Annotated in this window: 25 protein-coding genes; 7 read left to right on the forward strand and 18 right to left on the reverse strand. The window is 72.1% G+C overall.

The genetic code is table 11. The annotated features are described in order from the left end of the window. Positions 1-21: 21 nt before the first annotated feature. From ABD481_RS02570 to ABD481_RS02590, 5 genes are all read right to left on the reverse strand, one after another. Positions 22-648 (reverse strand): HD domain-containing protein, encoded by a 627-nt coding sequence (locus ABD481_RS02570; protein WP_344663833.1) that lies wholly within the window; start codon positions 646-648, stop codon positions 22-24. Between the two features lie 132 nt (positions 649-780). Next, on the reverse strand, positions 781-2,559 hold the full coding sequence (gene ptsP, locus ABD481_RS02575; protein ID WP_344663834.1) for a phosphoenolpyruvate--protein phosphotransferase: 1,779 nt from the start codon (positions 2,557-2,559) through the stop codon (positions 781-783). After that, positions 2,552-2,818 (reverse strand): HPr family phosphocarrier protein, encoded by a 267-nt coding sequence (locus ABD481_RS02580; RefSeq protein ID WP_344663835.1) that lies wholly within the window; start codon positions 2,816-2,818, stop codon positions 2,552-2,554. The genes ptsP and ABD481_RS02580 overlap by 8 nt, the downstream gene beginning before the upstream one ends. A gap of 103 nt (positions 2,819-2,921) precedes the next feature. After that, entirely contained in the window at positions 2,922-3,371 is a 450-nt protein-coding gene (locus ABD481_RS02585; RefSeq protein ID WP_344663921.1) for a PTS sugar transporter subunit IIA, read from the reverse strand. 87 nt (positions 3,372-3,458) lie between these two features. Then, positions 3,459-3,689, reverse strand: coding sequence for a PTS sugar transporter subunit IIB (locus tag ABD481_RS02590; RefSeq protein ID WP_344663836.1), 231 nt, complete (start codon positions 3,687-3,689; stop codon positions 3,459-3,461). A gap of 209 nt (positions 3,690-3,898) precedes the next feature. Here ABD481_RS02590 and ABD481_RS02595 point away from each other — a divergent pair, with 209 nt between their 5' ends. Further along, positions 3,899-4,657, forward strand: coding sequence for a GntR family transcriptional regulator (locus ABD481_RS02595; protein ID WP_344663837.1), 759 nt, complete (start codon positions 3,899-3,901; stop codon positions 4,655-4,657). A 71-nt stretch (positions 4,658-4,728) separates the two neighbouring features. Further along, the gene (locus ABD481_RS02600; RefSeq protein ID WP_344663838.1) at positions 4,729-6,051 is read left to right on the forward strand and encodes a PTS transporter subunit EIIC; all 1,323 of its coding nucleotides are present in this window, start codon (positions 4,729-4,731) and stop codon (positions 6,049-6,051) included. Between the two features lie 39 nt (positions 6,052-6,090). Here ABD481_RS02600 and ABD481_RS02605 read toward each other — a convergent pair whose 3' ends face one another. Further along, the gene (locus ABD481_RS02605; RefSeq protein ID WP_344663839.1) at positions 6,091-6,453 is read right to left on the reverse strand and encodes a DUF4389 domain-containing protein; all 363 of its coding nucleotides are present in this window, start codon (positions 6,451-6,453) and stop codon (positions 6,091-6,093) included. A gap of 109 nt (positions 6,454-6,562) precedes the next feature. Between ABD481_RS02605 and ABD481_RS02610 the strand changes: the two genes are divergently transcribed. Both ABD481_RS02610 and ABD481_RS02615 read left to right on the forward strand, forming a co-directional pair. After that, positions 6,563-7,261, forward strand: a complete 699-nt coding sequence (locus ABD481_RS02610; RefSeq protein WP_344663840.1) for a copper homeostasis protein CutC — start codon at positions 6,563-6,565, stop codon at positions 7,259-7,261. 68 nt (positions 7,262-7,329) lie between these two features. Next, entirely contained in the window at positions 7,330-7,851 is a 522-nt protein-coding gene (locus ABD481_RS02615) for a hypothetical protein (RefSeq protein ID WP_344663841.1), read from the forward strand. A gap of 88 nt (positions 7,852-7,939) precedes the next feature. On the opposite strand, the gene ABD481_RS02620 is transcribed toward ABD481_RS02615, so the two are convergent. The 4 genes from ABD481_RS02620 to ABD481_RS02635 form a co-directional block, all read right to left on the reverse strand. Further along, entirely contained in the window at positions 7,940-8,947 is a 1,008-nt protein-coding gene (locus ABD481_RS02620) for an SPFH domain-containing protein (protein ID WP_344663842.1), read from the reverse strand. A gap of 70 nt (positions 8,948-9,017) precedes the next feature. Continuing rightward, complete coding sequence (locus tag ABD481_RS02625) at positions 9,018-11,159, reverse strand: HelD family protein (protein WP_344663843.1); 2,142 nt, start codon at positions 11,157-11,159, stop codon at positions 9,018-9,020. Positions 11,160-11,338: 179 nt separating this feature from the next. After that, on the reverse strand, positions 11,339-12,991 hold the full coding sequence (locus tag ABD481_RS02630; protein ID WP_344663844.1) for a DNA repair helicase XPB: 1,653 nt from the start codon (positions 12,989-12,991) through the stop codon (positions 11,339-11,341). A gap of 146 nt (positions 12,992-13,137) precedes the next feature. Further along, a complete protein-coding gene (locus ABD481_RS02635) occupies positions 13,138-14,655 on the reverse strand; it encodes a beta-N-acetylhexosaminidase (protein WP_344663845.1) in 1,518 nt (505 codons plus the stop codon). A gap of 311 nt (positions 14,656-14,966) precedes the next feature. Here ABD481_RS02635 and ABD481_RS02640 point away from each other — a divergent pair, with 311 nt between their 5' ends. Next, a complete protein-coding gene (locus ABD481_RS02640; protein ID WP_344663846.1) occupies positions 14,967-15,350 on the forward strand; it encodes a hypothetical protein in 384 nt (127 codons plus the stop codon). 25 nt (positions 15,351-15,375) lie between these two features. Here ABD481_RS02640 and ABD481_RS02645 read toward each other — a convergent pair whose 3' ends face one another. Then, a complete protein-coding gene (locus ABD481_RS02645) occupies positions 15,376-16,236 on the reverse strand; it encodes a helix-turn-helix transcriptional regulator (RefSeq protein WP_344663847.1) in 861 nt (286 codons plus the stop codon). A gap of 140 nt (positions 16,237-16,376) precedes the next feature. On the opposite strand from ABD481_RS02645, the gene ABD481_RS02650 reads away from it, so the two are divergent. Beyond that, positions 16,377-17,201, forward strand: a complete 825-nt coding sequence (locus tag ABD481_RS02650; protein WP_344663848.1) for an alpha/beta fold hydrolase — start codon at positions 16,377-16,379, stop codon at positions 17,199-17,201. Between the two features lie 53 nt (positions 17,202-17,254). Here the strand turns inward: ABD481_RS02650 and ABD481_RS02655 are convergent, their stop codons facing one another. Continuing rightward, positions 17,255-17,911 (reverse strand): TetR/AcrR family transcriptional regulator, encoded by a 657-nt coding sequence (locus ABD481_RS02655; protein WP_344663849.1) that lies wholly within the window; start codon positions 17,909-17,911, stop codon positions 17,255-17,257. Between the two features lie 113 nt (positions 17,912-18,024). On the opposite strand from ABD481_RS02655, the gene ABD481_RS02660 reads away from it, so the two are divergent. After that, positions 18,025-19,566 carry a DHA2 family efflux MFS transporter permease subunit gene (locus ABD481_RS02660; protein WP_344663850.1) on the forward strand — a complete coding sequence of 514 codons (1,542 nt, stop codon included), beginning with the start codon at positions 18,025-18,027 and terminating at the stop codon, positions 19,564-19,566. Between the two features lie 69 nt (positions 19,567-19,635). Here ABD481_RS02660 and ABD481_RS02665 read toward each other — a convergent pair whose 3' ends face one another. The 6 genes from ABD481_RS02665 to ABD481_RS02690 all read right to left on the reverse strand — a co-directional run bounded on the left by ABD481_RS02665 (position 19,636) and on the right by ABD481_RS02690 (position 23,971). Then, positions 19,636-20,247: a DUF7003 family protein gene (locus tag ABD481_RS02665; protein ID WP_344663851.1), complete on the reverse strand. Its 612-nt coding sequence runs from the start codon at positions 20,245-20,247 to the stop codon at positions 19,636-19,638. 29 nt (positions 20,248-20,276) lie between these two features. Continuing rightward, the gene (locus tag ABD481_RS02670; protein WP_344663852.1) at positions 20,277-20,891 is read right to left on the reverse strand and encodes a MarC family protein; all 615 of its coding nucleotides are present in this window, start codon (positions 20,889-20,891) and stop codon (positions 20,277-20,279) included. Between the two features lie 85 nt (positions 20,892-20,976). Then, positions 20,977-21,474 carry a hypothetical protein gene (locus tag ABD481_RS02675; RefSeq protein ID WP_344663853.1) on the reverse strand — a complete coding sequence of 166 codons (498 nt, stop codon included), beginning with the start codon at positions 21,472-21,474 and terminating at the stop codon, positions 20,977-20,979. Positions 21,475-21,534: 60 nt separating this feature from the next. Beyond that, positions 21,535-22,734: a trans-sulfuration enzyme family protein gene (locus tag ABD481_RS02680; protein WP_344663854.1), complete on the reverse strand. Its 1,200-nt coding sequence runs from the start codon at positions 22,732-22,734 to the stop codon at positions 21,535-21,537. 76 nt (positions 22,735-22,810) lie between these two features. After that, positions 22,811-23,206, reverse strand: a complete 396-nt coding sequence (locus ABD481_RS02685; protein WP_344663855.1) for a cold-shock protein — start codon at positions 23,204-23,206, stop codon at positions 22,811-22,813. 147 nt (positions 23,207-23,353) lie between these two features. Beyond that, positions 23,354-23,971, reverse strand: coding sequence for an HAD family hydrolase (locus tag ABD481_RS02690; RefSeq protein ID WP_344663856.1), 618 nt, complete (start codon positions 23,969-23,971; stop codon positions 23,354-23,356). Positions 23,972-23,996 lie beyond the last annotated feature (25 nt).

Consider the following 23,996-nt stretch of genomic DNA (forward strand, 5'->3'; position numbering starts at 1 on the left):
AGCCTGCTGCCGCTCAGCCCGCTACCGCTCCAGCTCCGCGATCTCAGCAGCCAGATTCGCCCGCGCCCGCTCCTCGTACCGCTCCACGGCCACCGGCGTCCGGAACAGCGCCGGCAGCTCCAGCAGTCCGCGCAGCACGGCGGCCCGTCCCGGGCGGAACAGGTCGTCGGGGATCTCCGCATACTCCTGCCGGATCGCTTGCGCGTAGGCGGCGTAGTCGTCCGCGTCGCCGCCGAGGACGGCGAGGTCCGCGTCGCACAGCACCGCGCCGTTGCGGTCGCCGTCGTCGGCCGCGTGGCCCTTGGTGAGGCGGACCAGCCGGGCCACCTCGCCGACGCGGTCGTCGGGCAGCTGCAAGGTCGGGAGTTCGTCCTCGGCCAGGCGGGCGCTCAGTTCCTCGTTGTCGGCGCTGGACTCGCCGCCGTCGTAGACCGCGTCGTGGAACCAGGCCGCGTAGCGCACGGCCGCCACGTCGTCGGCGTGGTCGCCGAACTCGTCGACGCCGTCGAGGACGCGGGTCAGGTGTTCCAGCGTGTGGTAGCGCCGATGGGGTTCGGACCACCGCGCGACCAAGTCGTCGCCCAGGCGGATGCTCTCCGGGGTGATGCCCGCCAGTTCCAGCCAGCGCTCGTGCAGCGACTTCGCCATGGTCGCAGCCTACGCCGATCGATCAGCGCCGCAACGCGCACGGCCTCCGGCACCGCCGGTCGGGTACGGATCGGCCTCGGGACTCGCGCCGGTCCCGCTCTGCCTCGGCCCTGCCCTCCGCCGCACCCCGCCCTACCCTCCGGCCGCCGCCCGCCGCGCCTCCCGCGCCGTCGCCGCCCCGGAGGCCCGGGCCGCCATCGCCACGCACGCGTCGAGCGTCCGTCCCGCCAGTGCCGCCCGCACCTCGCCGAGCGCCGACGGCGCCATCGACAGCGACCGCACCCCCAGCCCCACCAGCACGCACGCCAGCAGCGGGTCGGCCGCCGCCTCGCCGCAGACCCCCACCGGCTTGCCGGCGGCCTCGCCGGCCGCCCCGGCCGCGCCGATCAGCTTCAGGACCGCCGGGTGCCACGGGTCCTGGAGCGGGCCCAGGGCGCCGAGCATGCGGTCGGCCGCCATCGTGTACTGCGTCAGGTCGTTGGTGCCGATCGAGGCGAAGCCGCTGGGCCCGGCCAGGATGGCGCCCGCGGTCAGGGCCGAGGACGGGGTCTCCACCATCACGCCGACCCGGCCGCCGGCCACGTCCAGGTCGCAGGCCGCCGCCAGCCGGCAGAACCACTCCGCCTCCGGCGCCTCGTCCACCATCGGCGCCATCACCCAGACCTCGGCGGCCACCGTGCCGGCCGCCTCGCGGATCGCCAGCAGCTGGGTCCGCAGCACCGGCTCGTTCCGGCCGTCGAAGGCGCGGAACGCGCGCAGGCCGCGCACGCCCAGCGCCGGATTCGGCTCCTCGCCCAGCGGGACGAACGGCAGCGGCTTGTCGGCGCCGGCGTCCAGGGTGCGGACCACCACCCGGGCGCCCTCCGGGAACGCCTCGAAGACCTCGCGGTAGGCCTGCACCTGGGCCTCGAACGCCGGCGGCCGGTCGGAGTCCAGATACAGGAACTCGGTGCGGAACAGGCCCACGCCCTCGGCGCCGGCCGCCAGGGCCGCCGGGACGTCGGCGGCGCCGCCGATGTTGGCCAGCAGCTTCACCGGCAGGCCGTCGGCGGTCCGGCCCGGGCCGCTGACCGCGGCCGCCGCCGAGGCCGCGACCGAGCGGGCCACCGCGGCCCCGAGCTCGTCGTCGGTCGGGTGCGCCACCACGGTCCCGTCGGCCGCGTCGACCAGCACCGGCGTGCCGTCGGTCAGGGCCAGCACGCCGGCCGCGCCGACCACGGCCGGGATGCCCATCGCGCGGGCCAGGATCGCGGTGTGCGAGGTCGGGCCGCCCTCGGCGGTCACCAGCGCCAGCACCAGGTGCCGGTCCAGCAGGGCGGTGTCGGCCGGCGCCAGGTCGGAGGCGACCAGGACGTAGGGCTCGGTGCTCTGCGGCAGCCCCGGCATCGGCACGCCGGTGGCGGCCGCGACGGCGCGGGCGCCGATGTCGTCGAGGTCCGCGACCCGGCCGGCCATGTAGTCGCCGAGCCCGGCGAGCACCTCGCGGTACTCGGCGAAGGTCTCGTGGATGGCCCGGCCCGCGGTCTTGCCGGCGGCGGTCCGGGCCGCGATGCCCTCCTCCAGGGTCGGGTCCTCGGCCATCATCGCCTGGGCCTCCAGCACGTCGGCGGTGTCGCCGCCGGCCGCCGCGCCCCGTGAGCGCAGGTCGGCGGCGACGGCGGCGAGCGCGGCGAAGGCCTTGGCCCGCTCGTCGTCGGCGATGTCGGCGATGGCTGTGGCGTCGGCGATGTCGGCGGAGTCGGCGGAGTCGGCGGTGTCGGCGGTCCCGGCAGCGCCGGCGGCCGGGACGTCCGGCGGCTCCGGCGGCGCCTCGCCCATCCGCGCCACCGGCCCGGCCACGGCGGCCGTGCCGACGCCCACGCCCTCGTACTCGGCGCGCGCGTCCCCGGGCGGGGCGTCCTGCTCAGGCATCGAGGTCGGTCTCCAGGAGTCTGGCGAGCTCCTCGACGGCGTCCGCCGCCCCGTCGCCCTCGGCGGCCACCACCACCCGGTCGCCGTGCCGCACGTCCAGCGACATCACCTGGAGCATGGACTTGGCGCTCACCGGCTCGCTCCCGTCCTTGGCCAGCGTCACCGGCACCGACAGCTCGCTGGCCTTCTTGACGAAGACCGCCGCCGGGCGGGCGTGCAGCCCGACCTTGGAGGCCACGGTCACGGTGCGCTCTGCCATATCAAGTCCTTGTCCTCGGGTCGGCGGGCCGGGCCCGTCGGCCCGGTCTCGCGCGGGTGGTGCGGTCCTGCTTCGGGTCCTGCTTCGCGTCCTGCTTCGGCGCTCACCGCCAGTGGAACAGCTCGTCGCCGGCGACCACGTTCCCGTCGACGATCACGTCGATGGCCGCCGCCTCGGCGTCCAGCGCGATCACCGGGCTGACCGGGGACAGCCCGCCGGCCTCGACGACGGCCGGGTTCCAGGTCACCACCGGCTGGCCGGCCCGCAGCTCGTCGCCCTCGGTGGCGACCAGCTCGAACCCCTCGCCGTCCAGGTTCACCGTGTCGATCCCCAGGTGGACCAGGACCCCGCGGCCGTCCGCGGACTGCACCACGAAGGCGTGCGGCTTGAGCTTGACCAGGCGGCCGGCGATCGGGGCGACCGCGGTCTGCGGTGTGCGGGCCGGGTCGACGGCGGCGCCGGGTCCCACCATCTGTCCCGCGAACACCGGGTCGGGGACCTCGGTCAGGCCGATGGCGGTACCGGTAAGCGGAGAGGAGATGTAGATGTCCATGGTGCTCACAAGTGGTGCTCGGGGCGCGGTCGCCGGGGGAGGCGCACCACGGGCGACGATCGCCGCGGCGCGGAGGGCGGCGGAGCTCTACATCAGGTCCTCGATGTCGTCGGCCAGCGAGTCCGCTTCCGGGCCCACCACCACCTGGACGTTGTTCCCGACCTTCATCACCCCGTGCGCGCCGGCGGCCTTCAGCGCGGCCTCGTCCACCTTGGAGCCGTCGCGCACCTCGGTGCGCAGCCGGGTGATGCACGGTTCCAGTTCGACGATGTTGTCGGCGCCGCCCAGCCCGGCGATGATCTGCTCGGCCTTGCTCACGGGAACTCTCCTTACTCCGCCGGACCGCACGCGGCGCGTGCGGCCCGGGTTGGTGATACTTCGGACATTATCCCACTAAACAGTCAAAGGCTTGACTACCGCTCCGGAGTTGCGCCGTCTGTGGGGCTAGCCGGCCCAGCCGCGGCGGTCGTGCGAACGCCTGCCTTGTAGTTGACACCGATGTGGCGCCAGTGGTCTAGTCCGGTGACATGAGCGATGAGGCCTCGGGGATCGACCCGACCAGCTCCGTGCCCAAACACCTGCAGCTCAAGGATCTTCTGGGCCGGATGATCGCCGACGGGCTGGAGCCCGGATCGCCGATCCCGTCCGAGCGGGACCTGGCCGAGCAGTACGGCCTGTCCCGGATGACGGTCCGGCAGGCCATCAACGCCCTGGTCGCCGACGGCCGCCTGGAGCGCCGGCTCGGCCGCGGGACGTACGTGGCGCAGCCCAAGATGGACGTCCAGATCCGCCTGGTCGGGTTCACCGAGGACATGCGGCGCCGCGGCATGACGGCCAGCTCCCGCACCCTGTCCTTCGAGCGCATCCACGCCTCCAGCGCGCTGGCCGCGCATCTGGAGGTGGAGTCCGGCGAGCCGGTGGTCCGGCTGGTGCGGCTGCGCTACGCCGACAACATCCCGATGGCCATCGAGCGCACCCATCTGCCCGAGCGGATCGTGCCGGGCCTGGTGGAGGCCGGCGCTCCGGAGTCGCTGTACCGGTATCTGGCCGACGAATACGGGATCGTGCTCACCTGGGGCGAACAGTCGATCGAGGCGGCGACGACGGCCGCGGAGGACGCTCCGCTGCTCGGCATTCGCTCTGACGGCGTAGTTCTGGTGATGGCGAGGCGTTCTTTTGCCGAGGATGTGCAAGTGGAGTATGCGACGTCTGCTTATCGCGCGGACCGGTACCAGCTGTGGGTGCCGCTCGCGCAGGCGGCGCGTCCGATAGTCCGCAACCCGTAGCCGGGTCCAGGCAGCGCCATCGCCGGTCCCGGGGCTCGCACCACGTGGGGCACACCCGAGAGGACCATCTGATGAGCGCAGACGCCGCCGTGGCGGCCCCGAAGCAGCCGGGGTGGGGGAGCAGGGCGTTCGCCGTGCTGCAACGCATCGGCAAGTCCCTGATGCTGCCCATCGCCACGCTCCCGGCGGCCGGCCTGCTGGTCCGGTTCGGCCAGGACGACATGCTCGGCCGGTTCCACACCACGCTGATCAAGAACATCGCCACCATCATGGCGACGGCGGGCAACGCGCTGCTGAGCAACCTGCCGATCATCTTCGCCATCGGCGTGGCGATCGGCTTCGCCAAGAAGTCCGACGGCAGCACCGCGGTCGCGGCCATCGTCGGCTACCTGGTCTACCACGCGGTGTCGATGCAGATGTTCCTCGGCTCCGCGCTGAAGGACCAGGTCCAGAGCGTGGTGATCAAGGACGCGGCGCAGGATGTGAACTCGGCGGTGGACGTCGGCGGCCTGAAGCTGGCGCTGGACCTGACCAAGCCGAACCCGACCGGGGTGCTCGGCGGCATCCTGGTCGGCATCAGCGCCGCCCTGCTGTGGCAGCGCTATTACAAGATCAAGCTGCCGACCTGGCTGGCCTTCTTCGGCGGCCGCCGGTTCGTGCCGATCATCACGGCCGTGGCCTGCATGATCCTGGGCGTGCTGATGGGCTGGATCTGGTCGCCGATCGGCCAGGGCATCAACGACCTGTCCAACTGGATCACCCGCAACAGCCAGATCGGCCTGTTCATCTACGGCACGCTGAACCGCTCGCTGATCCCGTTCGGCCTGCACCACATCCTGAACGCCTTCCCGTGGTTCCAGTTCGGCACGTTCACCACGCCCACCGGCACCTTCCACGGCGACATCGCGCGCTTCCTGAACGGCGACCCGACCGCCGGCCTGTTCATGACCGGCTTCTTCCCGATCATGATGTTCGGCCTGCCCGGCGCCGCCCTGGCCATGTGGCGCTCGGCCCTGCCCACCAGGCGCAAGGTGGCGGGCTCGATCCTGATCTCGGCGGCGCTGACGTCCTTCGTCACCGGCGTCACCGAGCCGCTGGAGTTCTCGTTCATGTTCGTCGCGCCGGTGCTGTACGCCATCCACGCGGTGCTGACCGGCATCTCGATGTCGCTGATGTGGGGCCTGGGCTGCAAGGACGGCTTCAACTTCTCGGCCGGGCTGATCGACTTCCTGCTGAACTGGGGCAAGGCCACGAAACCGTGGCTGATCCTGATCATCGGGCCGATCTACTTCGTGGTCTACTACGGGCTGTTCACCTTCGCGATCAAGGCACTGAACCTGAAGACGCCGGGCCGGGAACCGGACGCCGAGCTCGACGAGTTGGCGCCGGCCTAGCGACTCGGTCCGAGCCCGGCCGGACGCCGGGCCGCCGGGCTATTCCGAGAGCCGGAACAACGGCGGGTACTTGTCGGTCGTCAGTGTCATGGCATAGCTGACGCCGCGGTTGATGTACCGCTGCACCCCGGTCGTGTAGCGGAACAGGCTCTCGGGGTACTCGCCGGTGAAGAAGATCGCGACACCGGCCAGGAAGACCACCGGGACCGCGCTCAGGAACAGGATCGTCCCGATCACCAGATGCGGGATCGCGGTCAGCCACTTGACCAGCGGCAGCACCCGGTTGAGGCCGTCGGCCGGGTACACGGCGGTGACGAACCCCTCGGCGGGGGCGGGCGGCCCCTGGGCGGTGCCGGGGGTGCCGGTCGTGCCGCTGGAGCCGGTCGTGCCGGTGGAGGCCATGGCGCCCCGCCTTCCGCTATTGGACTGTCTGTCGGATAGCTGTCGGGCCCCATTGCAGACCCCCGCGCCATGTTCGTCAAGACCTCCGATCCATGGCAGGCTGCCACGTATGTCTGATCCGACGCCCCTGCTGGAAGTCATCGCCGTCGACGCCGACGACGCCCGGGCCGCCGTGGCCGGCGGCGCCGACCGTCTGGAACTCGTCTCCGAGATGCGGTACGCCGGGTTCGCCCCGAGCGTGGAGGCCTTCGAAGCCATCCGGGCGGCCGTCACCGTGCCGCTGCGCGTGATGATCCGCCGCCGCGAGGGCTTCTCCGCCGGCGGGGTGCAGGGCGTCGCAGAGCTCGTACACACCGCCGAGGCGCTGCGCCGGGCCGGCGCCGAGGAGTTCGTCCTGGGCTGGCTCGACCCGGACGGCACCGTCGACCTGGAGGCGGTCCGCGCGGTCCTGGACGCCCTGGGCGGCGCGAAGTGGACGTTCCACAAGGCGATCGACGCGACCAACCAGCGCGACGCGGTCTACGACGCGGTGCGCACCCTGCCGGGCCTGGACACGGTGCTCAGCTCGGGCGGCTTCCCGGCCTCCGGCGACGGCGTGGACGTGCTGCGCGCGGAGTCCGAGCGGGAGCGCGGCCTCGGCGGCCCGCGGATCCTGGTCGGCGGCGGCCTGGCGCAGGAGGCCCTGCCGTCGCTGCGCGCCGCCGGGCTGGACGCCTTCCACGTGGGCACCGCGGTCCGGGCCGACGGCACCTGGGACTCCCCGGTGGAGGCGGAGAAGGTCGCCGAGTGGCGGAAACTGCTGGGCTGACGGCCCGGCGCCGGGCCGTCATGGAATAGCCCTGCGACACTTCGCAGGCCGCACTAGTGTGTGGCGCCATGACGGTTGATCACATAGCGGCGGAGCCCGTGGAGTACCAGATGCCGGCCGGCACCAACTTCCAGACGCTGGTGTTCGGCTGGCTCGGGGTCGTGGCGCTGGGCTGGATGGCCGTGGCCGGCCACGGCCCGGGCGTCGTGATCGCGGGGGCGCTCGCCGTGCTGATCGCGGGGTGGCAGGTCAAACTGATCGTCCGCGTCGCGCGCAAACGGCCGGTCGTCGTGCTGACCGCCGACGAGGTGCGGATCTGGAACGGCTCCTATGCGAAGTGGTCTGAGATCGTCTCGGTCCGCATCATCTCCAGGGACGCGGCGGGGAACCGCCGCGCCATCGACTTCAAGCTGCGTGACCCCGAGGCCTACGTCGCGCGCTCGGGCCTGGCCGTGAAGCGGTACGCCAAGTCCGCGATGCGGCAGGGACGCGGGCCGATGTGGCTGCCGGAGCAACTGTTCACCGTCCCCCTGGAAGAGGTCGTCGCCACGATGGCCCGCGTCCACCCCGGGCTGAAGGTCAAGCCCTGATTCGGTTCAAGCCCTGATTCGGATCAAGCCCTGATTCGCCGGGCCCCAACCCCGCCCCCGGAGCCGCTCTCGGCCCAGCCTTCGCAGCTCACTGCGAAGGCTTCGCCGTCGGCGCTCCCGGCGTCACCGCGAAGCCCGCTCCGGGCGCGAAGGTCGTCACGTTCGGCGGGATCGCCTTCATGATGTCGATCTGGGCGCAGGCCGGGCAGGCCTCGTAGCCCTTCTGCCGGGCGGCGTTGGCGTCGGCGTCGGCCTGCGCCTGCGCGACCCGGGCCTGGGCCTCGCTGACCTGCGCGTAGGCGGCCTGGGCCTTGTTGACCGCGTCCTGGACGTTGGCCGGCAGGGTGATCCGGACCAGGTTGAAGTGGACGTTGGTCAGGAACGCGTTGCCCAGGGTGGCCTTGAGATCGGCCTCCAGGGACTGGTTGATGGCGTCCTGGATCTTGGCGATGTTGGAGTTGTTCGCCCCCGGCTGGCTGCCGCCGGTCTGCGCGTTGGGGTTGTTCTGCACCAGCGCGCACGAGGAGACCAGGTCGGCGCAGCGGAAGTCGCCGATCTGCTCGCGCAGGTCGTTGTCGATCACCGGCCGGATGATCTGGTCCAGGAAGCCGGACCAGCCCGCGTCGCTGTCGTAGGCGTAGTGCGCCTTGCCGTCCGAGCCGAGGAACTGCCGGGTGCCGAACTTGTTGTCGAAGTCGGAGATCACCTGGTGGTCCAGGTTGAGGCTGAAGTAGAAGGTGCCCTCGATGCCCATCTGGACGCCGTCGCTGGAGGGCGTCTCGACCACGTCGACGCCGGGGCGGTCGCCGTGCCCGGCGTCGGAGGTGATGGTGTAGAAGCGCTGCTGCGCCGGGTACTTGTGGACGACGCTCCACATGCCGGTCCAGCGCAGCGACGACGACGGGTCGATCACCGCGCGGATGTTGCGGTCGCCGAACCAGCCGCCGTGGCGGACCACCGCGATCTGCCCTGCGTCGGTCCGGTCCCAGCCGTCGACGAACGAGGACAACAGCGACAGCGCCACGATGAGCGCGGTGAGCCCGGCGGCGACCACCGCGAAGAACCGCGGGCCGCGCCCCCCTACCGAAAGTCTCATGTCCGACTCCTGATCCCCCTGGGCCCGGGTCGGCCCCGGGCCGAATCAGGGGGCGACGATACTCCGCCGGTCAGACCGCCGTCAGCTGCTCCGGCAGAGGTTCACTGTGCAGGATGTGCAATCGGGAAACGGCCCGGGTCAGCACCACGTACAGGCGCCGCAGTCCGCGCGGTTCGGCGGCCACGATCTCGGCCGGCTCCAGCACCAGGACCTGGTCGTACTCCAGGCCCTTGGCCAGCGTGGCCGGGACCAGGACCAGCCGCGGCCCCGGCGTCCCGGCCAGCAGCGACTCCACCAGCTCGGCCTCGGTCGCGGTGGCGCCCTCCAGCGGCGGCGCGGCCGGCTCCGAGCCCAGCACCGTGTGCTCGAACCCGGCGGCGGCGAGCGCGGCGGCGGCCTCGGCGATCCGGGCGTCGGCGGCGATCAGGCCGATCGAGCCCTCGTGCGCGGCCAGGGCCAGCTCGACGGCGGTGACCAGGGTGGCGACCAGGTCGGCGGCGTCGGCGACCGCGTCGATCTCCAGCGAGCCGCCCTGCTGGCGCACCGACGTCGGCGGCCGGAGCCCGGGCGCGGCGGCCGGGAGCAGCCTGGCTGCGAACTCGATGATCTGCCGCGGGACCCGGAAGCCGAGGGTCAGCTCCTCCACCACCGCGTCGGTCTTGCCAAGGTGCTTGAGCGTCTCGTCCCAGGACGGCGTGGCCCAGGGCGTCGTGCCCTGCGCGATGTCGCCGAGCACGGTCACGCTGCCGGTCGAGCACCGGCGCCCGACCGCGCGGTACTGCATCGCCGACAGGTCCTGGGCCTCGTCGAGCACCACGTGCGCCAGCGAGGGCAGCCGGTCCAGCTGGTCGTGGGCCTCGTCGATGACCACCGCGTCCGCGCTGGACCACTTCGCCGTCCCCGGCGTGCGCGGCGCCTTGGGACGCGTGGCGGTCCACAGCACCGCGGCCTGCTCCGCGTCGGACAGCACGCCCTCGGCGGCGCGGGCCAGCAGCTCCGGGTCGGAGTAGAGCTCGAAGACCACCTTCACCGGGTCGATGGCCGGCCACAGCAGGTCCACCGCCTTGCGGACCTCGCTGGTGCGCGCCACGGCGTTCTGCGTCCGGTCGTCGGTGGTCTCCCCGGCCGCCTCCATCCGGTACAGGACCGCGTGCGCGATCCGCGGCGCGAGCATGGCGCGCCCGGCCCCGTAGCGGACGTCCCGTTCCTTGGTCGCCTCGATCAGCTCGTCGATCTCGGACGCCGGCACCCGCCACCGGCGCGACCCGCGCACGACCATGATCCCGTCGGGCAGCGCGTCCTGCGCGCGGCGCAGCCGGGACCAGATGGCGTTGTGCAGCACCTGGGCCATCCGCGCGTCGCCCTTGACCACGCCGGACTCCGGCGGGTCCTGCGCGGTCACCTTCACCCGGGCCACCAGGTCGTCGACGGTCGTCTGCCCGACCTCGATCTCGCCCAGCGCCGGCAGCACCTGCTCGATGTACTTGAGGAACTCCTTGTTCGGCCCGATCACCAGCGATCCGCCCCGGCGCAGCCGGTCCCGGTGCGCGTACAGCAGGAAGGCGACGCGGTGCAGGCCCACGGCGGTCTTCCCGGTCCCCGGCGCCCCCTGCACGCACACGCTGACGCTCATGTCGGCCCGGACGATCTCGTCCTGCTCCGGCTGGATCGTCGAGACGATGTCCCGCATCGGCCCGGAGCGCGGCCGCTCGATCTCCTCGGTCAGGATCCGGCTGGTCCCGGCCGGCCCGGCAGCGGCGGCCGCCGGTCCGGCCAGCGGCTCGTCCTCGTAGCCGGTGATGGCGCCGTGGGCGAACCCGAAGCGGCGCCGCCGGTCCAGACCCATCGGGGCCTTCGGCGTGGCCCGGTAGAAGGCCGTGGAGACCGGGGCGCGCCAGTCGATGACCATCGGCTCGCCGGTGGCGTCGTGCACGTGCCGGCGGCCGATGTAGTAGTGCTCGTCGCGGAACTCGCCGGCGTCCGCGACGTCGCCGTAGTCCAGCCGGCCGAAGAAGAGGGGGACGCTCGGATCGTCCATCAGGGCTTTGGCCCGCGTCCGCAGCGCGGCCAGCAGGTTCTCCGTCGAGACGGCGTTGCCGCCCTGGGCGCGCAGCGTCAGCGCGTCTTCCCGCATCGCTTTGAGCGCGGCACGGGACTCGTCGAGATGGGACTGCTCCTTGGCGACGATCGGATCGTCGCTGATTTCGGGCATGCCGGACTCCTGAAGAAAGAGAGACAGAAGCGCACACGGCGCATCGGCGCGGTGTCGCTGGGAAGTTCTTCAGGCAGAGGTCCGCGCAGGTTCCGTAAGAGGCGGAACCGCCGTACGTGCCGGGCAAGGCGCAGCAGCCTAGCAGGCCCTGCCCGGCACGGGTAAATCGGCGGAGGTCCTCAGATGTCCTTGCCCGCGAACACGTCGTCGGCGTCGACGATCCGGTAGGCGTAGCCCTGCTCGGCCAGGAACCGCTGCCGGTGCGCGGCGTACTCCTGGTCCACGGTGTCCCGCGAGACCACCGCGTAGAACCGCGCGCCCCGGCCGTCGGCCTTCGGACGCAGCACGCGACCGAGGCGCTGGGCCTCCTCCTGCCGGGACCCGAAGGTGCCGGACACCTGGATCGCGACGCTGGCCTCCGGCAGGTCCACCGAGAAGTTCGCGACCTTCGACACCACCAGCGTCGGGATCTCGCCGGTCCGGAAGCCCTCGTAGAGGCGCTCCCGCTCCTTCACCGGCGTCGTGCCCTTCAGCACCGGCGCGTTCAGGCGCGCGCCGAGGTTGTCCAGCTGCTCCAGGTACTGGCCGATGACCAGCGTCGGCTCCCCGGTGTGCTTCTTCACCAGGGCCTCGACCAGCTTGGCCTTGGTGTCCGCGGTGGAGGCCAGCCGGTACTTCTCCTCCGGCTCGCTGCTGGCGTACCGCAGCCGCTCGTGGTCGGTCAGGGTGACCCGCACCTCCACGCAGTCCGCCGGCGCGATGTAGCCCTGCGCCTCGATGTCCTTCCACGGCGCGTCGAAGCGCTTGGGGCCGATCAGCGAGAAGACCTCGCCCTCCATGCCGTCCTCGCGCACCAGCGTCGCCGTCAGGCCCAGCCGGCGGCGCGACTGGATGTCCGCGGTGAACCGGAACACCGGCGCGGGCAGCAGGTGGACCTCGTCGTAGATGATCAGGCCCCAGTCGCGGGCGTCGAACAGCTCCAGGTTCGCGTAGACGCCCTTGGTCTTGCGGGTCAGCACCTGGTAGGTGGCGATCGTGACCGGCCGGATCTCCTTGCGGGCGCCGGAGTACTCGCCGATCTCGTCCTCGGTCAGCGAGGTGCGCTTGAGCAGCTCGTTGCGCCACTGGTGCACGCTGACGGTGTTGGTGACCAGGATCAGCGTCGTGGCCTCCACGCCGGCCATGGCCGCCGCCCCGACGATGGTCTTGCCCGCGCCGCAGGGCAGCACGATGACGCCGGAGCCGCCGTGCCGGAAGCCCTCGGCGGCCTCCTTCTGGTAGGGCCGGAGCGTCCAGCCCTCCTGCCGCAGCGCGATCTCGTGGTGCTCGCCGTCCACGTAGCCGGCCAGGTCCTCGGCCGGCCACCCGACCTTCAACAGCACCTGCTTCAGGGTGCCGCGCTCGGACGGGTGCACCTTGATGGTGTGCTCGTCGACGCGGGTGCCGATCAGCGGCTGCACCTTCTTGTGGCGCACCACCTCTTCCAGCACCGGCACGTCCGTGGTCTCCAGGACCAGGCCGTGCACCGGGTGCTGGAGCAGCTTGAGCCGGCCGTAGCGGTCCATGGTGTCGGCGATGTCGACCAGCAGCGCGTGCGGCACCGGATAGCGCGAGTAGCGGATCAGCGCGTCGATGACCTGCTCGGCGTCGTGGCCGGCGGCGCGCGCGTTCCACAGGGCGAGCGGGGTCACGCGGTAGGTGTGGATGTGCTCCGGGGAGCGCTCCAGCTCCGCGAACGGCGCGATGTCGCGGCGGCAGTCGTCGGCCTGCGCGTGGTCGATTTCGAGCAGGAGCGTCTTGTCGGACTGGACGATGAGGGGGCCGTCGGGCACTTGGGGGCACCTCCGAGGTCGCCGAGCGAGATTTACTAGTGTCGCACGGCTTCGGGTGGTGCTTGGGCACGCGGCCCGACCGCGCGCGGCCGGCGCGGTCGGGGTTAGCTCGGCGAACGAAGAGATCAAGCGTGCCCCGGGGGTGGTTATTCCGCGGTCTGCTCGGTTTGCTCGTTCTGCTCCGCCTGTTCCGTGAGCGGATTCGAGCGCCAGCGCGGCGCCGGGTGCTTCTGCCACGGCCGCGGCCCGTCCAGCGGCCGGTACTCGACCCCGAGCGCGTCCAACCGCTCCAGATGCCGCACCAGGCGCCCCTGGAACTCGGTGAAGTCCCGCTCGGCGGCCGACCAGACGGTCTCGCAGAAGGCCGCCAGGCGCGGAAACGCCTGGTAGTCGAGGATCCGCGGCGAGGACATGTACTCGCTCCACAGCGCCGCCTCGGAGCCGATGACGTGCCGCGCGTGCTCGGTGGGCATCTGCTCCGGGACCGGCTCGAACGCGTACGCCCGCTCCAGCGAGGTCGGCGCGGCCCACGGCGCCCCGGGCTCGCCGTCGGCGTCGGACTGCCGGTAGTCGAAGTACGTCCAGTTGAACGGGCTGGTGAGCGTGTCGTGGCCGCGCCGTGCCGCCTCGACCGCGCCCTCGGTCCCGCGCCAGGAGGAGACGACCGTGCCCGGGAACAGCTCGCCCTCCAGGATCTCGTCCCAGCCCAGCAGCTTGCGGCCCTTGGCCGCGACGTGCGCGCTGACCTGGTGCAGGAACCAGGCCTGGAGGTCCTCCTCGGTCTCCAGGCCGAGCTCGGCCTTGCGCTGCTGGGCCCGCGGGCTGGCCTTCCACTCGTCCTTCGGGCACTCGTCCCCGCCCAGGCACAGGTACTCGCCCGGGAACAGCTCGCAGACCTCGTCCATGACGTTCTTGTAGAACTCGACGGTCGCGTCCTCGACGTTCAGGACCTCGGTGGCCACGCCGAACAGCGTCCACACCGCGCGCGGCTCGGCGGCCGAGGGCACGTCCTGGTTCCCCAGCTCGGGATAGGCGGCGATGGCGGCCATCGAGTGCCCGGGGACGTCGATCTCCGGGACGACCGTGATGCTCCGCGCGGCGGCGTAGGCGACGATCTCCCGGATGTCGTCCTGGGTGTAGAAGCCGCCGTGCGGCTTGCCGTCGCCGATGCTCTCGGTGCGCCACGAGCCGATCTCGGTCAGCCGCGGGTAGCGCTTGATCTCGATCCGCCAGCCCTGGTCCTCGGTGAGGTGCCAGTGCAGGACGTTCAGCTTGTGCAGCGCCATCAGGTCCAGGAACCGCAGCACCTCCCGCTTGGGCAGGAAGTGGCGGGCGACGTCCAGCAGCACGCCGCGCCACCGGAACCGGGGGGCGTCGATGATCTGCACGTGCGGGACCGGGAACGGCCCGCCGTCGCCGGCCTCCCGCAGCGCCGCCGGCGGCAGCAGCTGCCGCAGCGTCTGCTCGGCGTGCAGGACGGCGGCCGGGCTTCCGGCCTCGAAGGTGACACCGCTGTCGTCGACGGTCAGCCGGTACCCCTCGGGGCCCAGTTCCGGCAGGCCGTCCCGCAGCGTCACCGGCGTCTCGGAGCTGAACAGGAGTTCCCCGGCCCCGCGCTCGATGTGCAGAGGCTTCGGAATGATCGAGATCTCAGGAGCGTCCATGGCGACAAGATCTCACGGATCGTTCATCGATGAAATGAAAACTTTTCCGCGTGTCTTTGAGCGAATCTGCGAACAAGCGATCAGAATCGCGTCCGGCTGTCCGGCAGTGGTCCAGACAAATTCTCAGCTGTCCATGCGCGGCACGACACGGACTCCACCGGCCGCCACCCGCCACGATTCCGTCCAGTCATCAACTCTTGACACCCCGGAAACAGTACACTGATCACTTTTCGGACACCCTCGGCAAGGGCTGAGAACTGCACGTGCAAAGGGTCTGTGCATCTGCGGATTCCACGCATACGCTAGATAGCGTGGACGAGTCCTTGGTGGAGGCCTTTGAACCGGTGGCCCGCGACCTGCGCGCGGCTGGTCTGGACTGTCAGCTCGCTGATGACGCCTCCGGCTCGGACCCCCGCCTCGGCGCCACCGCCGAACTGATCGTCTCCGGCGTCAAGGTGGGACTGCTGACGCTCGGCGCGGCGATCCTGGACACCGACTCCCGCACCCTGTACCTGGCCGCCCAGACCCAGCGCCTGGTCCAGGCCAACCTCGGGATCGGCGGCCGGGTGATCGAATGGCCGCCCTGCGTCCCCAGCCACAGCCACCCGATGATGGCCACCCGCGGCCGCCGGACCCCGTTGTGGACGTGTCCTCTCGACGGCTCGATATCGGTGGCCATCGGGTCGCACCCGTAAGGCTCCGGGCCGCTCTCGAGCCCTCTCAGCCGCGGTGCCGCCGATGTGCCGTCTCCGGTCCCACCACTCTCAGCGTCTCCACGGCCGCCCACGACGGTGACCCCGTCGGCGGCGTGTAGAGCAGCACCTTCTGATCCTCCGCGGGCGTCAACAGAGCCTCGAAATCGAACTCGACGAGCCCGACCGCCGGATGCGCCAGCCGGGTCCGGCTGCGTCGGCGCAGCGCCACCTCGTGCCGCTCCCACAACGTGGTGAACTCCTCGCTGGCCTCGTGCAGCCGGTTCACCAGCGCGGTGGCCGCCGGATCGGTGCCCCGCCGCGCCACGACCGCGCGCAGATCGGCCACCACCTCCCGGCTCCGCCCTTCGCAGTCTTCTTCCGGATACGCCTCGCGGACGAAGGGATCGGTGAACCACCGCCACGCCACGTTCCGGTCCGGCCCCTCCTCGATCGTGCACATGCAGCCGAACAGCGACTCCGCCAGCGCGTTCTGCGCCAGGACGTCCCCGAGGTCGGTGAGGATCTGCGCCGGGACCCCGGCGAGCTGGTCGAGCAGGTGCAGCAGCGTGGGCCGGACGTGGTGCCCGGCCAGTTCCCCGGCCGGCGGGCGATGGCCGGCCAGCAGGTACAGATGGTCGCGCTCGTCGCCGGTCAGGCGGAGCGCCCGGGCCAGGGCGGCGAGCATCTGCGGCGAGGGCTGCGGGCTCCGCGCCTGTTCCAGGCGCATCAGGTAGTCGGCGGACATGGCGGCCAGTTCCGCCACCTCCTGCCGCCGCAGTCCCGGTGTGCGCCGGCGCGGACCCTCCGGCAGCCCGACTTCCGGGGGCGTGAGCCGCTCGCGGGCGCGACGCAGGAAGTCGGCGAGTTCCCGGCGATCGAAGGACATGCCTTCATCCTGCGCCAGGATCGCCGACTGCGGCGGGCGGGGCCGGACGGTCCGGAGCCTGGGATCGCCAGCCTGGGATCGCCGATCCTAGGCAACGCGGTCCGATTTCGCCGCGGCCGCCGGCGGCGCAGGCTGAGGCCATGACCACAACAGAGATGATCACCGCCGAGACCAGGACCCTGACCGTGGGATCGGCCGCCGTCCGCTATCGCGTCCTCGGCTCCGGTCCGGCTCTGGTCCTGGTGCACGGCACCGGCGCCGGATCGGTCACCTGGGACCGCCTCCTGGGCCGGCTCACGGACGACTTCACCGTCGTGCTGCCCGACCTGTCCGGCAGCGACGCGGTCGAGGACGACGCCCCGTTCACCGTCGCGACGCTGGCCGAGCAGGTCGCCGCGGTCATCGAGCACGCGGGCGCCGAACTCGGCGTCCCGGCGCCGATGGACGTCCTCGGCCACTCGCTCGGGGCCGGCGTCGTCGTCGCGCTCGCCGGGAGCCGCCCCGACCTGGTGCGCCGCCTGGTTCCGCTGTCCGGCTGGGCCCACAACCGCGACGAGTACATGCGGAACACGATGGACCTGTTCCGCTCGCTCGCCGACCGCCCCGAGGACTTCGCGCAGTTCGCCATGCTCACCGCGTTCAGCCGTCGGTACCTCCAGGAGATCGGCCGCCCGGCGGTCGACGAGCTGGCCCGGGCCTTCGCCTCGACGCCCGGCCGGGCCCGTCAGCTCGACGCGGTGCGGCACGCGATCCGCCACGACGGCCTCAGCGGCCTGATCCCTCGGATCACGGCGCCGACGCTGGTCATCGGCTGCGCGGACGACGGCCTGGTCCCGGTCCGGAACGCCAAGGATCTGCACGCGGCGATTCCCGGCAGCCGGTATGCCGAGCTGGACTCCGGCCACGTCGCGCGGATCGAGCGGCCGGAGGAACTGGTCGCTGTGGTGCGCGAGTTCTTGGCCTGATTCGCTGCCGGCTGAGCGTTGACCGCGGCGCGGTATCGGCCCGGTGCGCCGGTCTAGCGCGGTTCGTAGGCCCGCAGGAAGAAGTCGACCCCGCGGGCGACCCGCCGGTCGAACTCCGCCTCGAAATCCATCTCCGGCCGGATCTGCCGCACGTCCGTGCCGGTGACCGCGGTCAGCTGGTGGGCCAGCAGGTCCGGCTCCGCCAGCACGGCGTCCGGGACGTCCAGGAGCCCGGCGCGCGCCAGCTCCGTCAGCAGCCGGTTCAGGCGCGGGTAGGTGCGTCCCGGGCCGTTGGCGAACCAGCGCTCGCGCAGCTCCGGGTGGTGCTCGGCCTCGGAGTCGACCAGCTTGCGGAGGTCCACGAGCCGTCCGGTGTACACCGCGCGGGTCCACTCGCCGGTCAGGCGCAGCAGGGCGGCCCGCAGGTCTCCGGGCCCGGTCAGCGTCGCCGGATCCGGGAAGCCGGTGTCCATCAGGTCCATGATGCGCAGGACCGCTTCGTCCTGGACGGCGTCGGTGACCGCCATGAACAGGCCGTTCTTGTCCCCGAAGTGGTTGTAGACGGTCTGCTTGGAGACGTTGGCGTCGGCGGCGATCGCGTCGACGCTCGCCCGGGTGAAGCCCTCGCGCAGGAACACCGTGGCCGCGGCGTCCAGGATCGCGCGGCGCTTCCGGGGGTTGCCCTGGAGTTCGGGGGCGGTCGCGGTCATGACGGTCATTCTCTCCTGCCGGGCCGGTTGCCAGAATTAGACTATCGAGTCTAATCTCTTGGACTGTAGAGTCTAAAACAATGGACTGCTCAGTCCATCGGGGAGGAGAGACCATGTCCGCTCGGGACCGGGCCGCCGATCGGCTGCCCCGCGAGTACCTCAGGATCGGCGGCGCCCTTGTGCTGGGCGCGGCCATGGCGATGCTCGACGCGACCGTCGTCGCCTCCGCGACGCGGACCCTGGCCGAGCGGTTCGGCTCGACGCTGTCCGCGGTGGCCTGGGTGTCGACCGCCTACCTGCTGACGCTGTCCGTGGTGGTGCCGCTGTCCGGCTGGGCCATGGGCCGTTTCGGCGGGCGCCGGGTGTGGCTGGTCGCGGTCGGGGCCTTCCTGGCGGGCTCGCTGCTGTGCGGGCTGGCCTGGTCGATCCCGAGCCTGGTCGCGTTCCGCGTGGTCCAGGCCCTGGGCGGCGGGCTGATCCAGCCGGTGGGCCAGGCGCTGCTCGGGCGCAACGTCGGGCCCCGGTACATGGCCCGGGTGATGGCGGTGATGTCGGTGCCGATGGCGCTGCTGCCGGTGCTCGGCCCGGCGGCCGGGGGACTGCTGCTGGCCGGGCTCGGGTGGCGGTGGATCTTCTTCATCAACCTGCCGATCGGTGTACTCGCGATCGTGTTGGTACGGCGGTGGGTGCCGGCCGTGGAGGCGGGGGCGACGGGGCCGGCGGGAGCGGCGGGGTCGGCGGCAGCCGCTTCGGCCGGCGGCGGTGCCGCGCGGTTCGACGTACGCGGCTTCGCGCTGATCGCCCCCGGGCTGGCGGCCCTGGTCTACGGCTGCTCGGCGGCCGGCGACCACGGCGGGTTCGGCTCGTCGGCGGCGTGGCTCCCGATGGCCGGCGGCGCGGTGCTGCTGGTGCTGTTCGTGGTCTACAGCCTGCGCACCACCGTCACGCCGCTGCTCGACCTGCGGCTGTTCCTGAACAAGGCGTTCAGCGTCGCGATGCTCAACGCCCTGCTGATGGGCGCGACGCTGTTCGGCGCGATGTTCCTGCTGCCGCTGTACTACCAGCAGGCGCACGGGTTCTCCCCGCTGCGGGCCGGACTGGTGCTGGCGCCGCAGGGACTGGGTACGGCGGTGTCGACGTTCGTCGCGGGCCGGCTGACGAACCGGGTCGGACCGCGGGTGCTGGTCGTGGCCGGGACCGCGCTGGCGACCGTCGCCACGATCCCCTTCGCCCTGGTCGGCGCGTCGACGTCGGCGCTGTCACTGGCCGTGCCGCTGCTCCTGCGCGGCCTCGGACTCGGCCTGGTGATGGCCCCGCTGATCACCGCCGGCTACTCGACGCTGCGCCGCGACCTGATCCCGCAGGCCACCACCACCTTCAACATCCTGAACCGGGTCGGCGGCTCGATCGGGACCGCGGTGCTGGCGGTGATCCTGGTGCGCGGCCTCGGCAGCGGCACCCCGACGGCGGCCACGGCGGCATCCGCCTACGGCGCGACGTTCTGGTGGGCCCTCGGCTGCACGGCCGTGACCCTGGTCGCGGCGGCGTTCCTGCCCGGGGCCCGGGCGATGCGCGAAGCCCTGGCCCGGACCCCGGCCTCGATCCCGGTACCGAACGGAGCCGCCGAGAAGCAGCCGGTCCCGGCAGCGGCCTGATCCTTGCTCGGCGCGCCGCAGCCGGACCCGGCTCCGCCGCTCAGGCGGTCCCCGGCCCGGCTCCGGCGCTCAGGCCGTGCCCGACTCCGGCCAGTTCGCCCAGTGCGTGTTCGGCGACCGCGTCGGCCGGTACTCGTGCGGGTTGCCGGTGTCGAGGACCTTGGCGATCAGCTGGAAGGCCTCCTCCCGGCTCGGCCGCTCGACCAGCACGTCGGGGTGGTGCCAGGACTCCAGGCGCAGGACCTCCGGCAGGTCGGCCGGCACCAGGGCCCGCAGCTCCGCCTCGTCGGCCAGCAGCAGGTCGCGGTGCGCGGGCACGAGCTCGCGCACCACCTCGGGGAAGTACTCGCCGGGGCCGGCCTCGACCGGGAGGTCCTGGCCGCGCACGCGCAGCGGCTTGCCGCCGACGTAGTTGCCGTCGTCGTCGAGCAGCTCGTCGAGGTTCTCGACCCGCTGGAGCTGGCTGCCGGCCCGGACGCCGTAGCCGGTCAGGGCGTCGGTGACGGACCGGGCGCCGGCGTTGTAGCCGACGGTCTCGATCACCACGGCCCAGCGCTTCTCGTCGCGGTAGACGTGCAGCCGGACGTCGACGGCGTGGTAGTTGCCGTGGTCCAGGAACGGGAAGGTGAAGTCCTGCGCCGAGGCGTCGACCTGGTCGAGGAACTGCTGTCCGAAACTCACAGGGAAAGCCTAGGTGATCGATTCCTAGGTCACCCGGCCTTGACGAAGGCCCGCACCGCATCGGCGACCATCTGCACCGCGATCGCGGACAGCAGCAGGCCCGCGATCCGGGTCACCAGGGTCACGCCGGAGTCCTTGATGACCCGGATCACCGGGACCGAGAACCGCATCGTGAACCAGAGCGTGAGGTGGATCGCCACGATCGCCAGGGCCACCGCGTCGATCCCGGCCAGGTGCGCGGTGCCGGCCCGCTTGGAGAACACCATGACCGCGACGATCGCGCCCGGGCCGGCCAGCAGCGGGGTGCCCAACGGCACCAGCGCCACGTTCACCGACTCGTTGGCGTTCGACGGCTCCTCGCTCTTGCCGGTCAGCAGCTCCAGCGCGATGAGCAGGAGCAGCAGGCCGCCGGCGGCCTGGAGCGCGGGCAGCGTCACGCCCAGGTAGTCCAGGATCTGCTGGCCGAACAGCGCGAACACGCAGATCACGCAGAACGAGACCAGGGCGGCCTGCCACGCCGCGCGGGTCCGCTCGGCCTTGGACTTGCCGTTGGTCAGCGCCAGGAAGATCGGGAGGGTGCCCGGCGGGTCCATGATCACGAACAGGGTGATGTAGGCCTCAAGGAAGAGTTTCGCGTCGAACACGCTGGACGACCTACCACCTTTCAGGACCGGCGATCACGGGTCCGCCGAAGCGGGCTTGTCCAAGAGTACTGATCGCCGGGGCGCCTCAGGCCAGCCAGGGATAGCGCTGGACCAGCGGCGTCCCGGACCACCAGCGTCCCAGCCCGAACTGCCAGCCCAGGGTGGTGAAGCCGATCCCCAGGACGACCAGGGCGTCGATCAGGTGGTCGTCGAGGAAGGGGTTGCTGCTGATCGGCAGCGACGCCATCCACATGAACACCAGCAACAGCGCACCACAGACCGCGGTGACCCGCATGACGATGCCGAGCACCAGCCCCACCCCGATCCCGGCCAGCCCGATCATGAACAGCCAGTCGGCCCAGGCCTGGCCGGCCAGGCCGTGGAAGAACCCTTGGAACGGCCCTTTGACGTTCGTCAGGTAGGCGGTGGTCGGCGAGCCCCCGTGGATCCAGGCCTTGCTCGTCGGCGTGGCCTTGCCCAGCCCGAACAGCTTGTCCAGGAAGGCCCACACGAAGGTCCAGCCCAGCAGCGCGCGCACCAGGGCCCAGAGCCAGTCGAGGCGGATCGGCTCGGTTGCCTTCATGAGGCAGTTATGCGACACGTCGCGCGTTCCCGCATGCCGGGCTGGGAAACGGGTGAGGCGCTACAGCTTCCCGAACGCCGTCTCCAGGTCGGCGATCAGGTCCGGCGCGTCCTCCAGCCCCACCGAGAAGCGCAGCAGCCCGGCGTCCGGCCGGGCGTCCGGCGTCACGTGGCGGTGGCTCAGCGAGGCCGGGTGCGTGATCAGCGACTCGGCGCCGCCCAGCGAGGCGGCGTGCAGGATCAGGCGGACGTTCTCGGCCACCGTCGCCGCCGCGTCGTAGCCGCCGCGCATCTCGAACGACATCATCGCGCCGGGCAGCAGCTGCTGCCGGTCCGGGCCGATCAGGCCGTCCGGGTCCCCGCCGGGCAGCCCGGGGTAGTGGACTCGCTCCACCGCCGGATGCGCCGCCAGCCACTCGGCGATCGTCTGCGCGGTCTCCGAGGAGCGCTTCACCCGCAGCGGCAGCGTCTGGAGCCCGCGGTGCAGCAGGTATCCGGCCAGCGGGTGCAGCAGCGCGCCGGTCTGGATCCGGATTTCGCGCAGCCGCGCCGCCCACTCCGGGGTGGTGGCCACCACGCCGCCGAGCACGTCGGAGTGCCCGCCGATGTACTTGGTCGCGCTGTGCACGACCAGCGTGGCGCCGTGCCGGGCCGGCTGCTGGAGCACCGGGGTCGCGAACGTGGAGTCCACCAGGTAGGGCACGTCGCCGCTGGCCGCGGCCACGGCGTCCAGGTCCAGCAGCCGCGCGGTCGGGTTGGCCGGGGTCTCGACCACCACCAGCGCGGTGTCCGGCCGGGCGGCGACCGCCCGCGCGATGCCCGCCACGTCGTCGACCCAGGTGGTCTCGGTGCCCAGGGTGCCCTTGCTCAGCAGCCCGTCGGTACCGCCGTAGATCGGCCGCACCGCCACCACGTGCCGCTTCCCGGCGGCGGCCGGGACCGCCGTGGCGGCCAGCAGGCAGGCGCTGATCGCGGCCATCCCGCTGGCGAAGGACACCGCCTCCGGCAGCCCCTCCAGCTCGGCCAGCGCCTGCTCGAACCCGGCCGTGGTCGGGTTCCACATCCGCTGGTAGACCAGGCCGCCGTCGGCGGTCGGGCCGCGGCCGGCGACCAGCTCGGCATAGCTCTCGCCGCCGGCGTCGACCCCGGGCAGGTGGTACGTCGCCGACAGGTCGATCGGCGGCGTCGGATTGGTGGTGGTCCGTCCGGCGTGGACGGCTGCTGTGGCGGTTACCCGGGCTATGTTCCGATCGGCGTTCATGCTGCGATTATGCGAGCGATGCCGGGTCCGGGGCAGGGCCGTTCACGATGCGGTGGCCTGCTCGGCGCCGCCGGGCTCAGCTTTCCAGCTGGTCGGCGACCGCGCGCAGCACGCCGGCCAGTTTCCGGGAGGTGGCCCGGTCGGGGTACTTGCCCCGGCGGAACGTCTCGGACATGCCGTCCAGCAGCTTCATCACGTCCTCGACGATGACCACCATCTCCTCGGCCGGCTTGCGGTCCCGGGCCGCGATGGCGGTCTCCACGCTCGGCCGGGTCTCCAGGAGGTGCACGCCGATGGCGGTGTCGCCGCGCTTGCCCGCCGCCACGCCGAACTCCACGCGCTGGCCGGCCTTGATGTCGGTCATGCCGGCGGGCAGCGCGGAGGAGTGCATGAACACGTCGGGCCCGTCGTCGCGGGTGATGAAGCCGAAACCCTTTTCGGTGTCGTACCACTTGATCTTGCCGGTAGGCACGGTGGACCCTCGCGTCTGCTTGTCGTCGTCGGTGTTTCACTCTTGCGGGGTAAGCGTAACGAGGGAACGTCCCCCGTGGGCAGCGTTATCCGGGGCGGCGGCCGGAGCCCTCCCGGGGGCGGGCGCCGCCGGCGGACGGCGCGTCGATCAGGCGGTCGGATACCCGTCCAGCCAGGCCGGGAAACCCCGCAGGTCGGCCAGCACCACGTCGGCTCCGGCGGCCTCCAGGTCCGCGGCCGGCACCGGTCCGGTGGCCACCGAGACCGCGACCGCGCCGGCCGCCCGGGCGCCGCGGATGTCCGCGACGTGGTCCCCGACGTAGACGGTGGCGCCGTGCGCCAGCAGGGCCTCGCCCTTCTTCGGGCCCCAGTGCCAGCCCACCAGCAGGTCCGGCACCAGGCCGAGGTGCTCCAGGTGCAGGGCGGCGTTCGGGCCGTACTTGGCGGTGACCACCAGGACGCGGCCGCCGCGGGCCCGGACCGCCGCGTAGGACTCGGCGGCGCCGGGCATGGCCGTGGTCGGCTCGATGGCGAACTCCGGGTACAGCTCCCGGTAGCGGTCGCCGACCGCCGGGATGTCCTCGGCCGGGAACCAGTACGCCAGCTCCTCGTCCAGCGGCGGCCCCAGCCGGCCGACGACGGCGTCGGCGTCGATGTGCACGCCGGTCTCGCGGGACAGCTCGGTCATCGTGGCGTGCACGCCGGGCCGGGAGTCGATCAGGGTCATGTCGAGGTCGAAGCCCACGGTGAAGGGTGCTGCGATCATGGGAGGAGCATATTGCCCGGCCGCC

Source organism: Catenulispora yoronensis, from assembly GCF_039531695.1.
Classification (GTDB): Bacteria; Actinomycetota; Actinomycetes; order Streptomycetales; family Catenulisporaceae; genus Catenulispora; species Catenulispora yoronensis.

Excerpts from the sequence above, each read along its gene's own strand:
- ABD481_RS02595 (WP_344663837.1), top strand. The coding sequence starts at position 3,899 with ATGAGCGATGAGGCCTCGGGGATCGACCCGACCAGCTCCGTGCCCAAA.
- ABD481_RS02570 (WP_344663833.1), bottom strand. The coding sequence starts at position 648 with ATGGCGAAGTCGCTGCACGAGCGCTGGCTGGAACTGGCGGGCATCACC.
- ptsP (WP_344663834.1), bottom strand. The coding sequence starts at position 2,559 with ATGCCTGAGCAGGACGCCCCGCCCGGGGACGCGCGCGCCGAGTACGAG.
- ABD481_RS02650 (WP_344663848.1), top strand. The coding sequence starts at position 16,377 with ATGACCACAACAGAGATGATCACCGCCGAGACCAGGACCCTGACCGTG.
- ABD481_RS02645 (WP_344663847.1), bottom strand. The coding sequence starts at position 16,236 with ATGTCCTTCGATCGCCGGGAACTCGCCGACTTCCTGCGTCGCGCCCGC.
- ABD481_RS02600 (WP_344663838.1), top strand. The coding sequence starts at position 4,729 with ATGAGCGCAGACGCCGCCGTGGCGGCCCCGAAGCAGCCGGGGTGGGGG.
- ABD481_RS02580 (WP_344663835.1), bottom strand. The coding sequence starts at position 2,818 with ATGGCAGAGCGCACCGTGACCGTGGCCTCCAAGGTCGGGCTGCACGCC.
- ABD481_RS02610 (WP_344663840.1), top strand. The coding sequence starts at position 6,563 with ATGTCTGATCCGACGCCCCTGCTGGAAGTCATCGCCGTCGACGCCGAC.
- ABD481_RS02615 (WP_344663841.1), top strand. The coding sequence starts at position 7,330 with ATGACGGTTGATCACATAGCGGCGGAGCCCGTGGAGTACCAGATGCCG.
- ABD481_RS02620 (WP_344663842.1), bottom strand. The coding sequence starts at position 8,947 with ATGAGACTTTCGGTAGGGGGGCGCGGCCCGCGGTTCTTCGCGGTGGTC.
- ABD481_RS02675 (WP_344663853.1), bottom strand. The coding sequence starts at position 21,474 with ATGAAGGCAACCGAGCCGATCCGCCTCGACTGGCTCTGGGCCCTGGTG.
- ABD481_RS02690 (WP_344663856.1), bottom strand. The coding sequence starts at position 23,971 with ATGATCGCAGCACCCTTCACCGTGGGCTTCGACCTCGACATGACCCTG.
- ABD481_RS02655 (WP_344663849.1), bottom strand. The coding sequence starts at position 17,911 with ATGACCGCGACCGCCCCCGAACTCCAGGGCAACCCCCGGAAGCGCCGC.
- ABD481_RS02625 (WP_344663843.1), bottom strand. The coding sequence starts at position 11,159 with ATGCCCGAAATCAGCGACGATCCGATCGTCGCCAAGGAGCAGTCCCAT.
- ABD481_RS02605 (WP_344663839.1), bottom strand. The coding sequence starts at position 6,453 with ATGGCCTCCACCGGCACGACCGGCTCCAGCGGCACGACCGGCACCCCC.
- ABD481_RS02635 (WP_344663845.1), bottom strand. The coding sequence starts at position 14,655 with ATGGACGCTCCTGAGATCTCGATCATTCCGAAGCCTCTGCACATCGAG.
- ABD481_RS02585 (WP_344663921.1), bottom strand. The coding sequence starts at position 3,371 with ATGGACATCTACATCTCCTCTCCGCTTACCGGTACCGCCATCGGCCTG.
- ABD481_RS02660 (WP_344663850.1), top strand. The coding sequence starts at position 18,025 with ATGTCCGCTCGGGACCGGGCCGCCGATCGGCTGCCCCGCGAGTACCTC.
- ABD481_RS02680 (WP_344663854.1), bottom strand. The coding sequence starts at position 22,734 with ATGAACGCCGATCGGAACATAGCCCGGGTAACCGCCACAGCAGCCGTC.